At 69.8% G+C, this 12782-nt stretch carries 9 protein-coding genes and 1 pseudogene; 3 read left to right on the top strand and 7 right to left on the bottom strand.

The window, feature by feature from the left end; translation table 11 throughout:
• Positions 1 to 51: 51 nt before the first annotated feature.
• Genes ACIQ7D_RS35825 through ACIQ7D_RS35815 form a run of 3 tightly spaced genes read right to left on the bottom strand, consistent with a single transcriptional unit; the run spans position 52 to position 3274 of the window.
• A complete protein-coding gene (locus ACIQ7D_RS35825) occupies positions 52 to 948 on the bottom strand; it encodes a sugar ABC transporter permease (protein ID WP_403945169.1) in 897 nt (298 codons plus the stop codon).
• The gene (locus ACIQ7D_RS35820; RefSeq protein WP_403945166.1) at positions 945 to 1979 is read right to left on the bottom strand and encodes a carbohydrate ABC transporter permease; all 1035 of its coding nucleotides are present in this window, start codon (positions 1977 to 1979) and stop codon (positions 945 to 947) included. The genes ACIQ7D_RS35825 and ACIQ7D_RS35820 overlap by 4 nt, the downstream gene beginning before the upstream one ends.
• Positions 1980 to 1999: 20 nt before the next feature.
• Positions 2000 to 3274 carry an extracellular solute-binding protein gene (locus tag ACIQ7D_RS35815; protein ID WP_403945163.1) on the bottom strand — a complete coding sequence of 425 codons (1275 nt, stop codon included), beginning with the start codon at positions 3272 to 3274 and terminating at the stop codon, positions 2000 to 2002.
• Positions 3275 to 3601: 327 nt separating this feature from the next.
• On the opposite strand from ACIQ7D_RS35815, the gene ACIQ7D_RS35810 reads away from it, so the two are divergent.
• A complete protein-coding gene (locus ACIQ7D_RS35810; RefSeq protein ID WP_403945157.1) occupies positions 3602 to 4657 on the top strand; it encodes a LacI family DNA-binding transcriptional regulator in 1056 nt (351 codons plus the stop codon).
• Between the two features lie 75 nt (positions 4658 to 4732).
• On the top strand, positions 4733 to 5758 hold the full coding sequence (locus ACIQ7D_RS35805) for a phosphatase PAP2 family protein (protein WP_403945154.1): 1026 nt from the start codon (positions 4733 to 4735) through the stop codon (positions 5756 to 5758).
• Between the two features lie 100 nt (positions 5759 to 5858).
• Here the strand turns inward: ACIQ7D_RS35805 and ACIQ7D_RS35800 are convergent, their stop codons facing one another.
• The 3 genes and pseudogenes from ACIQ7D_RS35800 to ACIQ7D_RS35790 form a co-directional block, all read right to left on the bottom strand.
• Positions 5859 to 8960, bottom strand: a complete 3102-nt coding sequence (locus ACIQ7D_RS35800; RefSeq protein WP_403945152.1) for a bifunctional [glutamine synthetase] adenylyltransferase/[glutamine synthetase]-adenylyl-L-tyrosine phosphorylase — start codon at positions 8958 to 8960, stop codon at positions 5859 to 5861.
• Positions 8961 to 9133: 173 nt separating this feature from the next.
• Positions 9134 to 9220, bottom strand: a pseudogene (locus ACIQ7D_RS35795) (glutamine synthetase); the annotation flags it as partial.
• A 167-nt stretch (positions 9221 to 9387) separates the two neighbouring features.
• Positions 9388 to 9567, bottom strand: coding sequence for an HGGxSTG domain-containing protein (locus tag ACIQ7D_RS35790; RefSeq protein WP_403945150.1), 180 nt, complete (start codon positions 9565 to 9567; stop codon positions 9388 to 9390).
• A gap of 278 nt (positions 9568 to 9845) precedes the next feature.
• On the opposite strand from ACIQ7D_RS35790, the gene ACIQ7D_RS35785 reads away from it, so the two are divergent.
• Positions 9846 to 10634, top strand: coding sequence for a GntR family transcriptional regulator (locus tag ACIQ7D_RS35785; protein WP_403945148.1), 789 nt, complete (start codon positions 9846 to 9848; stop codon positions 10632 to 10634).
• Here the strand turns inward: ACIQ7D_RS35785 and ACIQ7D_RS35780 are convergent.
• Entirely contained in the window at positions 10618 to 11619 is a 1002-nt protein-coding gene (locus tag ACIQ7D_RS35780) for an XRE family transcriptional regulator (RefSeq protein ID WP_403945146.1), read from the bottom strand. The genes ACIQ7D_RS35785 and ACIQ7D_RS35780 overlap by 17 nt on opposite strands.
• Positions 11620 to 12782: the final 1163 nt, after the last annotated feature.

Raw genomic sequence — 12782 nt, 5'->3', positions numbered from 1 at the left:
GGCGGCCGGTGGCCGGTCGGCCGGTCGGGGCGGCGCCGGCGGCCGGTCCCGTCAGCCCTTGACGGCGCCGGCGGACATCCCGGTGACGAGATGGCGCTGGGCGAAGAGGAAGACGAGGGCCGCCGGGATGGCGATCAGTACGGACGCGGCGGTCATCGGGCCCCACTGGGCGCCGTACTGGTTGACGAACTTCTGGAGGCCGCCGGCGAGGGTCAGGTTCTCGTCGCCGACCATGAAGGCGGAGGCGTACGCGACCTCGCCCCACGCGGTGATGAAGGAGTAGAACGCGGTGACCGCGAGCCCCGGCTTGGCGAGCGGCAGGATCAGCCGGAAGAAGGTGCCGAAGGGGGTGAGCCCGTCCACCATGCCGGACTCGTCGATCTCCCGGGGGATGGTGTCGAAGAAGCCCTTCATCATCCAGGCGCAGAACGGCACGGCGATGGTGAGGTAGGTGATGACGAGGCCGGTCGGATTGTTGAGCAGTCCGAGGCCCGACATGATGTTGTAGATCGGCACGATGAGGACGGCGACCGGGAACATCTGGGTGATCAGCAGGGTCCACATCAGCCCGCGCTTGCCGGGGAAGCGGAAGCGGCTGACGGCGTAGCCGGTGGTGGCGGCGACGAAGACGCCGAGCACGGTGGTGAGGCCCGCGATGAGCAGCGAGTTGCCGAACCAGGTGAGGAACGGGGTGTCCCGCAGCAGGTTGGTGTAGTTCTCGAACGTGGTCTCTTTGAAGAAGTCCGTGGTGGTCGCGTAGCTCGCGGGCTTGAGCGAGGTCAGCAGGACCCACAGCACGGGGAAGACCGCGATCACCGACGCCACGGTGAGGGTGGTGTGCAGCGCGACGGAGGCCGCGGGTGAACGGCGCCCGCGCAGCGGGGCGTTGGCCGGCGGGGGGCCGTCGGGGGCGGCGAGGCGGTCGGACGTGGCCGGAGCTGTGGTCACCACGTATCTCCCTGCTTGCGGAGGACTCGCCGGTAGACCGCGGCGAAGGCCATCAGGAGGACGAGGAACAGCACGCCCCAGGTGGAGGACTGCGCGAAGTCGCGCGGGCTGATCTCGAAGGAGAACTTGTACGCCTGGGTCACCAGGATCTGGGTGGCGTCGCCGGGTCCTCCCCTGGTCAGCAGGAAGATCACCGGGAACATGTTGAAGGTCCAGATGGTGGAGAGCAGGATCACCGTCGTGCTGACGGAGCGCAGCCCCGGCATGGTGATGTGGCGGAAGCGCTGCCAGGGGCCCGCGCCGTCCATCTCGGCGGCCTCGTACATCTCCCCCGGGATGGACTGGAGTCCGCCGAGGAGCGCGACCATCATGAAGGGCACGCCGAGCCAGATGTTGACGGCGATGACGGAGAACTTCGCCCAGGTCGGGTCGTTGAGCCACGGCACCGCGTCGATGCCGCCGCCGGCCAGCAGCTTGTTGAGGAAGCCGCGGTCCTCGTTGTAGAGGAAGCGCCAGGCGAAGACGGAGACGAATCCGGGCACGGCCCAGGGCAGGATCAGCAGCATCCGGTAGAGGGAGCGGCCCGCGATCCGGCGGTTGAGGATGTTCGCGAGGGTAAGGCCCAGGGCGAAGGTGAGGCTGACGCAGGAGACGGTCCACACCAGCGTCCAGCCGAGCGTCGACAGGAACTGGCTGCCCGTGAGGGCGGCGGCGTAGTTGTCGAGTCCGACGAACTCGTAGGTGGCCGGCAGGTGGTTGACGCCGATGTTGCGTTCGACGTTGCGCTCGTTGGCGTCGGTGAGCGACAGGTAGACGCCGCGGACCAGCGGGTAGCCGATGATCACGCCGATGACGACGACCACCGGGGTGACCATGGTCCAGGCGTACCAGTGCGTCGCGAGGGCCCGCCGGAGCCTGCCGGTCAGGCTCGCGGGCGGTGTGCCGGGGGGTGTGCCAGAGCCGCGGCCCCGGCCGCGGGCGAGATCGTCGCCCGCGGCCCGCGCCACCGACTGGCCGGTGTGGACAGCCATCAGCCGGCCTTCCTTTCCTGCTACTTCCAGCCCTTGAGCAGCTTGCGGTAGGCGTCACCAGTGGTCCTGACGCCCTTGTCCGGGGCGGTCTGGCCGGTGAGGACCTTGGTGTACTCGGTGACCAGCGGCGCGAACAGGCTGCCGGTCTCGGGGATCCAGGGGCGCTCGATGGCCTTGTCGACGACGGGCTTGAAGAAGCCGACGATCTCGTTGTCGGCGACGCCCGGCTTCGCGTAGACGGAGGTACGGGTCGGGAGCAGGCTGAGCTGCTCGGCGACGGTCGCCTGGCTCTGCGCGTCGGTCATGTACTGGACGAACGCGTAGGAGGCGTCGAGGTTCTTGGAACCCGCGTACACGGCGAGGTTGTGGCCGCCCTGCGGGGCGCCCTGCTCGGCGGAGCCCGCCGGTACGGGGGCGATACCCAGGTTGGCCTTGTCCTTGAACTGCGCGCCGCCGTAGGTGTCGGCCACCGCCCAGGGGCCGTTGATGATCATCGCGACGTCGCCGTCCTTGAACGACGCCTGCATGTTCTCCCAGCCGTCGGTGGCGTCGGTCTTGGCGGCGCCGGAGTCGACCAGGTCCTTGACGACGGTCATGGCCTTGACGCCGGCCGCGTTGTCGACGGTGACGGTCTTGGACTGGGCGTCGACCAGGTTGCCGCCCTCGCCGTACAGGAACGACAGGAACCAGTACGCGTCGTCGCCGCGCAGGTAGAGCCCGGTCTTCCCGGTCCTGTCCTTGATCGTCTTCGATACGGTCTTCAACTCGGCGACGGTCCTGGGGACTTCGACGCCCGCATCCTTGAAGATCTTCTTGTTGTAGAAGATGCCCATGGAGTCGATGACCTGCGGGACCGCGTACGTCTTGCCGTTGTACTTCGTGGACGCGGCGGCCTGCGGCAGGAAGTCCTTCTCGTCCTTGAGCGCCGGTGTGCCCTCCAGCGGCGCGAGATAGCCGAGATCGGCGAACTCGGGGGTCCAGGCGACCTCGGAGCGGATCACGTCGGGGGCGCCTGAGCCGGACTGCGCGGCGTTCTTGAACTTGTTCTGGGCGTCCCCGAACGGCACGTTGACGTACTTGACGTCGACCTTCGGGTGCTTCGCCGTGAACCCCTCGGCGAGCTTCTTGAAGACCTTGTCCTCGCTGCCGACGGTCGAGGTGTCCCACCACGTGACCGTCCCCGACAGCTCGCCGCCCGCACTCTTCGAGCCGCCCGACTCCCCGTCGCCACCGCAGGCGGTCGCCGCGAGGGCCAGGATCGCGGCCAGGGCGGTGGCCGTTATGCCACGTCGCATCCGAACTCCTTCAACTGCCGTACCGCTCCGTCGCGGCGCCCGGTCGGACGTGAACGTAACAGCGATGCAAGAAGGCCGAAAGACCTTGCGGAAGATTTCTGCAAGGTCCGCCGATCGTTACCGGCGTGTGTCCTGTAGATTGCGCCGCTCATCCGTGACACGGACGCACACACCCCTGCCCGTACGGGCCAACGGCGTCCGGGCCCCTCCGGGGAGGCCGTCAACCGCGCCGCGGGAGGGCTTCGCAAGATCTTGCAAGAACTTGCCGTCCGCTCGGTTCACCCGCGTGGTGGGCAATCCGACAGACGACCGGTACAGTCCACTCACATGACCGCACGGCTTGCCGATATCGCAACTCAGGCGGGGGTCAGCGAAGCGACGGTCAGCCGCGTTCTGAACGGCAAGCCCGGTGTTGCCGCGACCACCCGTGAGTCCGTCCTCGCCGCGCTCGACGTCCTCGGATACGAACGTCCCGTACGGCTGCGCCGCCGCAGCGCCGGGCTCGTCGGTCTGATCACGCCCGAGCTGGAGAACCCGATCTTCCCGGCGCTCGCGCAGGTCATCGGCCAGGCGCTGACCCGGCAGGGCTACACCCCCGTACTGGCCACGCAGACGCCCGGCGGCTCGACCGAGGACGAGCTGACGGAGATGCTGGTCGAACGCGACGTCTCCGGCATCATCTTCGTCTCCGGGCTGCACGCCGACACCTCCGCCGACATGCGGCGGTACGAGCGGCTGGGCGCCCAGGGCGTGCCGTTCGTCCTCGTGGACGGCTTCTCGCCGAAGGTCAGGGCGCCGTTCATCTCGCCGGACGACCGGGCGGCCGTACGGCTGGCGGTGACCCATCTGGTCTCGCTGGGCCACCAACGCATCGGACTGGCCGTCGGGCCCAAGCGGTTCGTCCCCGTACTCCGCAAGATCGAGGGGTTCCGGGCCACGGTCCAGGAGTTGCTGGGGCTGAGCGGGGCCGAGACGGACGAGCTGATCCAGCAGTCGCTGTTCACCCTGGAGGGCGGCCAGGCGGCGGCCTCCGCGCTGATCGAGCGCGGCTGCACGGCGGTGGTGTGCGCGAGCGACATGATGGCGCTCGGCGCGATCAGGGCCGCGCGCCGGCTCGGTCTCGACGTACCGCGCGACCTGTCGGTGGTCGGCTTCGACGACTCACCGCTCATAGCCTTCACCGATCCGCCCTTGACGACGATCCGCAAGCCGGTGCCGTCGATGGGCCAGGCGGCGGTCCGTACGCTGCTGGAGGAGATCGGCGGTACGCCCGCCCCGCACAGCGAGTTCGTGTTCATGCCCGAGCTGGTCGTACGCGGTTCAACGGCTTCGGGGCCCGCCCCCGGACCCCTGGGGATATCAGGGTCGCGGTCTACTCCTTGAGACGGACCGCGTGCGCGCGGAACCCGCCCGGAGGATGATCGGCCGGGGGTGAGGAATCTGGCAGACTTTCGCCCCATGGGTGAATCCACGGTGAAGGCAGAGGAAGGCCGTACGGCCACCCCGTACCCCACGCCGTCACCCACCGCGGACGAAACGGACCCGGAGGCGACGGAGGCGGTCACGGTCACGGACACACGGGCGGACCCGGAAGCGACCCCACCGCGGGAGACCTCGGTGCGGGCGGACCGTACCCCCGGACCCGCCGTGGCGGCCGGACCCCGGCGGCTGCGACGGCTGCGCTCCCCGCGCCGCCCGCGCATCTGGTTCGAGATCCTGCTGATCGCGGTCAGTTACTGGACGTACTCCCTCATCCGCAACGCGGTACCGGAGCAGCGCACCCAGGCGCTGAAGAACGCCGACTGGATCTGGCACACCGAGCAGACCCTCGGCATCGCCGTCGAGCGCACCGTCAACCATGCCGTGGATTCGGTGACGTGGCTGATCGTGGCCATGAACTACTACTACGCCACCCTGCACTTCATCGTCACGATCGGTGTGCTCGTCTGGCTCTTCCGCAGCCATCCGGGGCGGTACGCCGCCACCCGGCTGACGCTCTTCGCCACCACCGCCGTGGCGCTGCTCGGTTACTATCTGTATCCACTGGCGCCACCGCGGCTGATGAACGGCGGGCACTTCATCGACACCGTCGTGCGCCACGAGACCTGGGGTTCGATGGCCTCGGGCAACCTGAAGAACATGTCGAACCCGTACGCGGCGATGCCGTCGATGCACATCGGCTGGTCCCTGTGGTGCGGCCTGACGATCTTCGCGCTCGCGTCGGCGCCCTGGGCGAGAATCCTCGGCCTGCTCTACCCCGCGGCCACCCTGGTGGTCATCGTCGCCACGGCCAACCACTTCTGGCTGGACGCGGTGGGCGGCATGATCTGCCTGGCGTTCGGCTGCACGCTCTCGTACCTCTGGTACGGGGCGCTCCCGCACCGCCTGCCGCGCCTGGTGGCCGAGGACCGCGGGCCGGCGGTCGCGCTCGTACGGCGCCGAGCGGATCGCCGGGCCGAGGACGAGCAGCCGGCGGCGCGCTGAGCCGTTCGGGCGACGACCGCTCCCGGCCGACGACGGACCGTCCTCACCGGCGCGGTCCCGGGGGCGCCGGCGCGACCGGTTCCGACGGCGGCCGCGCACCTCACGGCGCTCCGTAGAACAGCTCCTCCACCAGCGCCCGCGCCCTGCGGGTCGTCCGCCGGTAGTCGTCCAGCAGGCCGCCGCTGATCCCTCCGTACCCGTTGACCCCGTTGTGGGCGCCGGGCGCGTTCTGCGGCTCGCCCCGTTCCTGACCCGCGGGGCCGGCCAGGCCCACAGGGCCCGCCGGGCCCGGCGCGTAGCCGAGGTAGCGGCCCATCGCGCCCATCTCGCGGCCGTCCGACGGGAAGGTGTCGCCGGGCCTGCCGCGTACCAGCATCACCCCGTTGCGCACCCGCGTCGCCAGGACCCATGCCTCGTCCAGGATCGCCGCGTCCTGCGCGCCGATCAGCCCCGCCTCGTGCGCCGCGGCCAGCGCCCGGCGGGTCCGGGTGGTGCGCAGCCCCGGCACCTCCCAGCCGTGCCGCATCTGGAGGAGCTGCACCGTCCACTCGACGTCCGAGAGCCCGCCCCGGCCCAGCTTGGTGTGGAGCGTCGGGTCGGCGCCGCGCGGCAGCCGCTCCGTCTCCATCCGCGCCTTGAGGCGGCGGATCTCCCGTACCGCGTTCTCGCCGAGGCCGCGCTCCGGATACCGCAGCGGGTCGACGAGCGCGACGAAGCGACGGCCCAGCTCCGCGTCGCCCGCCATCGGTTCGGCGCGCAGCAGCGCCTGGCTCTCCCAGGCGAGCGACCAGCGCCGGTAGTACGCGGCGTAGGAGGCGAGCGTACGGACCATCGGGCCGCTCTTGCCCTCCGGGCGCAGATCCGCGTCGATCAGCAACGGCGGGTCGGAGGTGGGTACTTGGAGCAGCCGGCGCATCTCGGCGACCACGGCGTTCGCGGCGCGCGCCGCCTCGTGCTCGCTGACGCCGTCGCGCGGCTCGTGGACGAACAGGACGTCCGCGTCGGAGCCGTACCCCAGCTCGTGCCCACCGAAGCGGCCCATTCCGATGACCGCGAACCTGGTGGGCAGGGTGTCGCCCCACTGTTCGCGCACGACGGCGCGCAGGGCCGCGGCGAGCGTCGCCGCGTTGAGGTCGGTGATGGCGTTCCCCACCCGGTCGACCAGCGCGCCGGGGTCCTCCTCGGCCGGGGAGTCCTCCGTACCGTACGAGCCGATGAGATCCGCCGCGGCCGTACGGAACAGCTCCCGCCTGCGCACCCCACGCGCGAAGGTGACCGCGCCCTCGGCGGTGTCGGCGCGGCCGACCGCCGCCAGGACCTCCTGTTCGAGGTGGTCTCGGCCGCGCGGGGTCAGCCCGCCCGGGTCGCCGAGGATGGCCACCGCCTCGGGGGCGCGCAGCAGCAGGTCGGGGGCGAGCCGCCCGGCGGACAGGACGCGTGCCAGGTTCTCGGCGGCGGCGCCCTCGTCCCGCAGCAGCCGCAGGTACCAGGGGGTCTTGCCGAGCGCGTCGGAGACCTTGCGGAAACCGAGCAGTCCGGCGTCGGGGTCGGCGGAGTCCGCGAACCAGCCGAGCAGGACGGGCAGCAGGGTCCGCTGGATGGCCGCCTTGCGGCTCACCCCTGATGACAGCGCCTCCAGGTGGCGCAGCGCGGCCACCGGGTCGGCGTAGCCGAGCGCTTCGAGCCGCTGGCGGGCCGCCTTGGGGCTGAGCCGGATCTCGCCGGGCGCGAGCTGGGCGACCGCGTCGAGCAGGGGCCGGTAGAAGAGCTTCTCGTGCAGCCGGCGTACGGCCGAGGCATGGCGCCGCCAGGCCCTGTTCAGCTCGGCGACGGGGTCGCCGCGCAGCCCGAGGGAGCGGCCGAGGCGGCGCAGGTCGGCCTCGTCCTCGGGGACGAGGTGGGTGCGGCGCAGCCGGTAGAGCTGGATGCGGTGTTCCATGGCGCGCAGGAAGCGGTATGCCTCGTCGAGCTGCCGGGCGTCCGCGCGGCCCACGTATCCGCCGGCGGCGAGCGCGTCGAGGGCTTCGAGGGTGGAGCCGCCGCGCAGCGTGGCGTCGCTGCGGCCGTGCACCAACTGGAGGAGCTGTACGGCGAATTCGACGTCCCGCAGTCCGCCGGGCCCGAGTTTGAGTTCGCGCTCGGCCTGTCCGGCGGGGATGTTGTCGACGACGCGGCGGCGCATCTTCTGCACGTCGGGGACGAAGTGGTCGCGTTCGGCGGCCTGCCAGACGAGCGGGGAGACGGCGTCGATGTACTCGGCGCCGAGTGCGGGGTCACCGGCGACGGGGCGTGCCTTGAGGAGGGCCTGGAACTCCCAGGTCTTCGCCCAGCGCTGGTAGTAGGCGAGATGGCTGCTGAGGGACCGTACGAGCGGTCCGTTGCGGCCCTCGGGGCGCAGGTTGGCGTCGACGGGCCAGATGGTTCCCTCGGCGGTCGACTCGGAGCAGATCCGCATGAGGTGGGAGGCGAGGCGGGTGGCGGCCTGGACGGCGCTCTTCGTGTCGTCGGGTCCGTCGGCGCCCAGCGGGGGTTCGCCGACGAAGATGACGTCCACGTCGGAGACGTAGTTCAGTTCGTGGCCGCCGCACTTGCCCATGGCGATGACGGCGAGCCGGCACGCGGCGGCGTCCTCGGGCGCGGCGGCCTTGGCGATCGCGAGGGCGGCGCGGAGGGTGGCGGTCGCCAGGTCGGCGAGTTCGGCGGCGATCTGGGCGACGTCGGCGGTGCCGCAGACGTCCCTGGCCGCTATGGCCAGCAGGCAGCGGCGGTAGGCGATCCGCAGCGTGACGGGGTCCTTCGCCTCGGCGAGGGCGTGCTCGAACTCCTCGACGCCGGGGTGCAGGTCGGCCAGCTCGTATGTGACGAGGACATGCCAGTCCTCGGGGTGCCGGGCGAGATGGTCCCCGAGCGCCTCGGACGCCCCGAGCACCCCGAGCAGCCGGTCCCGCAGGGGCTTCGCGGTGATCAGGGTGTCGAGCAGCGGCCGCAGCCCCTCGGGCCGGGCCGCCTCGGCCAGCCGGACGAGCCCGCGCAGCGCGAGATCGGGGTCGGCACTCTGGCCGAGCGCGTCGAGCAGCAGCGGGTCGGACCGTACGGGCGCCATCTCGGGAACGTCGAGCAGCCGCTCGGCGGCGGACGGATCGGTGAAACCATGCCGCAGCAGTCGGGTGAACGTACTGCTCCTGCGTCCCGGCATCGTCATCTCGCCGTCTCCTGTCAGCGCGGCAACCGCGCGATCGAGCACCAGGCATCGAGCCTAATCCCAGGTGGCGGCGGAACAGCGTCTCCGCACGGGCGGAGCCGACTTCGGTCCGCACCCTGGCGGTACGGACCGAAATGTGTCGTTCCCACGGAGCGGGTCCGCCGGACCGCGGGCTACAGCACCGGCAGGTTCTTCTTCAGCTCGAAGGCGGTGACCTCGGAGCGGTACTCCTCCCACTCCTGCTTCTTGTTGCGCAGGAAGTCATGGGGCACCGGATGGACCTGGGAGGACCGGCCCGTCACCCGTTCTGACCAGCCGCCGGAAGGTCGTCATTGGTCGTTGTCGGTCACCGCTGGTGAGCCTCGTACGGCCCACAGACGGCCCCGGAACCGGCCCGGGCACTCCCCCGCGCCGGGCCGGTGACCGGCTACTTCTTCCGGCGCGGCTTGGCCTTCTTCTTCGCTTCGTCGGCCTTGCGCTTGGCCACGTCGTACGCCGACCACGCACCCTGGTGCAGGTCGCAGCGAGACGTTCCCACCATCGCCTTCCGGCGGCAGCTTCCTCCTGACTTCGTCCGTGCTCCGCACTTCGACTGCGTGGTTGCCATGTCCGATCAGCTCCTCATCGTGCCGGGAGGTTCGTACGGAATTGGTCGTCACTCAATGGCGGCACAGCCAACCGTCTGGGGGAAGGGAACAAGTTCCGTCGCAAGGGTGCACAGGGAGGCGCGCACAAGACTCCGTATGACATAAGCGATGGGAGTTTCCGGATGGAGTTTCCCGAAGAGACAGCTCGCATGGAAGACGTGCGACGCTTAAGAGATACGCACTCTCGGGTGCGTAGCGGTGGGGCGACGTGGATGAGCGATTGGGGAGCATGCCGCAGATGGGGCCGAAGACGACGAAGGTCTACGAGACGATCCGGGAATGGCTCGCCTCTGGTGAGCTTGCTCCGGGAGACAAGATCCCGTCGGAACGGGCGCTGGTGGAACGGCTGGGCATCGGACGTACCGCGCTGCGGCAAGTGCTCGCACGTCTAGTCTCAGAGGGTGCATTGGAGGTCCGGGGGCGCAGTTCCTACCGCGTGCCCGGTGGGGTGAGTGTCGAGACACCGACCGGGCTGGAGCCCTGGAAGATTCACGGCGAGCGCACCATCTACGACAACCGTTGGGTGAAGCTTGACCTGTGGGATGTCGAGCCTCCCGGGGTGGAGCGCTTCGAACACCACGTGGTCAGGCTCCAGCACGTCGCCATTTCCGCCGTGCTGGACGACCAGGACCGAGTGCTCATGCTGTGGCGGTATCGCTTCGTACCCCAGCAATGGGGCTGGGAACTGCCGGGCGGCATCGTGGATGGCGGAGAGGACGCCAAGACCACCGCGTTCCGTGAAGTCGAGGAAGAGACCGGGTGGCGCCCCACCTCACTGGACCACGTCGTGACGTTTCAACCCATGGTCGGGATGGTCGACTCTCCGCATGAGATCTTCGTGGGCCGTGGCGCTGAGCGAGTCGGAGAGCCCACGGATCTAGAAGAGGCTGGCCACGTCGAGTGGGTGCCGCTGTCAGACGTGCCTGGCCTGATGGCCAAGGGGGACCTGATGGGGTCCGGCACGCTGGTTGCCCTGCTCCACATCCTGGCCAACCGTGGTGGCACCGGAGCTACAGCCGCGCGCTGAGGAGATCGATCCGCCGACGCTGCCGTACGGAGCCCGTACGGTTCGCGAGCAACCGCGCCTGGCGTAGGTGCGAGGCGGCCTGGTCGTACTCGCCTCGCGTGAGGTGCGCGTGGGCCAGGTCGCACCGAAGCCCGGCCTGCGCGCGTACGAAGGACGGGTCCACCACTTCGAGCGCGCCGTACAGGCTGCCCACGGCTTCGTCATCACCCAGCATCGCGAGGACGTTGCCGTTCCATCGCGCGAGGTGGGCGCCGTTGAGGAAGATACTCAGCATGTCCGGGTCCCGGTCCTCGGCTCCGGCCGGAATGGTCGTGGCTGCCACTTCGAGCGCGCGATGGCAGTCGTCGGGCATTCCGGCCTGCGCGCACAGCTCCGCTTCTGCGGCGTACAGCCATGCCCGGAGGCGCGGGGATGCCTTCCCCTCCACGGTCCGCTGCGCGTCTCGTACGAGGGAGACACCGAGCGTCGGACGGCCCGCCTCGCACAGCACGTACGCTTGCTCCGCCATGGCGTGAGCGAGGTACATGGGCGCGTCCGCGTCCTGCGCGGCCCTCTTCGCGAGTTCATAGTGACGCCACGCCCGTTCGACCGCTCCTGTGTCGAGCGCCTGCCACGCGGCAAGCGTGGAAGCGCCGGCGAGCGCGAGCGCTACGGGCCGCCGCGTCTCTGGAAGGACAGCGAAGTTCAACGCGTCTTCGAGTGCGGCAAGATGCCCGGTCATCTGGTCGACAAGGCCGGAGGCTCCCATCTGCCGGTCCATGGTCCGCAGTAGCTCGGTCTGGTCATTGAACGTCCTGACCATGGACTCGCCCACGCTGCTTGCCGAGTCGATCCGGGCGAGCAGGTCGTCATAGCCATCGGCCGTGGCCGGACCGGTCGCGGCGGGGGCTGCCCGGAGTTCTGCGTCCGTGACACCGAGCACCTGGCGCAGGATCACGGCGTACCGGTCCGAGATGGTCCGCTTGCCGTTCTCCCACTCAGACACGTAAACGCGCAGGCTCGACGTGGCCGCAACGTCCGTGAGGTGTCGCCGGGCGTACTCCTCGATCTCTCGGATCAGACGCTCTTGGGACCACCCGCGTGATTTTCGCGCGCCCCGCAGTCCTTCACCCACTGGCCACCGCCCGCCGGTCGATCCTCGCTGACCTTCCCAGCATGCCTCACATCACCGCAGGTCAACAGGGGTTAACAGCGTTGAGGTTAAGGGCTGTTGGCTACCGCACCCCCTTACCTGCGCGGTCTCCTAGAGACGCACCGCAAGGCGGATTCGGCGCTCAACCCATCGAACCGCTTGACTCTGGTGCGCACCAGATGTCAACCTTCTGGTGCGCACCAGAAGGCGAAGAGATTCGCTCGCTGGAGCACGCGTCGCCCTGAGGCCCCCGGTGAAACGGGAGCGAGGCCGAAGGAAGCGCCGGTTTCTTGAGAACTGAACAGTGAACTGAGATGGGGTGAGAGTCCCTGTCCCCGTGGCGGCCGGGTGATGCCGTCGGCGGTGCTCACGTGCTGGCTCTGGAGAACGCCCCTTGGGGCGCCACCCGGTACAACCGCCCTGCTGATTGCGTCAGAGCAGCGACGATGACGCGCCCGATTCTGTGGGCTCGGGACCGGCCGGCCGTGGCAACGGCGGACCGGTGAAGCCCTTCTCCTCTTCCCCTCCAGCTTCTTGGGAGTTCTTGTGATCCGTCGACATATGCGGGCGCTGGCCGTGCTGGACCGGCACGGGTAGCTAGGCCCGGTCGCGTCACTGAGGCACCGGCCGCCGTACCGGACCCGAGTCCGGGGCGGCGGCCGGTGCCCTGTGTCACCTGTGCGTATCGAGCGCACACGATCCCCGACCTGCCTCTCTGGGAGGCCGGGGAGTCGTGGCCGCTCGGCACCGAGAGGTCAAAACCAGTGCAGGCCCCGGGTGGCTAGACCCGGGACCTGCGTACAGGCCCTGATGTGGAGGTACCTGTGATCACCAGTCTGACAGACGCTGAGCGCGTGGCGCTGAGCAAGAAGAACGCTGGTCAGAACAAGCGCAGTGAGGACGACGTCCGGGCGCGTGGCCGCCGATGAAGCCTCGCCCCGATCCGCTGGAGTCGGCCCTGATCGCCGCGTTCAACGCGGGTGAGCCGGAGTTTCCTGAGTGCTGGCTGTGCGGCG

The organism is Streptomyces sp. NPDC096310 (genome assembly GCF_044763125.1).
In the GTDB taxonomy this organism is placed as follows: Bacteria; Actinomycetota; Actinomycetes; order Streptomycetales; family Streptomycetaceae; genus Streptomyces.
Note: the sequence above shows the minus strand (reverse complement) of the source record. Positions and strands in the feature narration are given on the sequence as shown.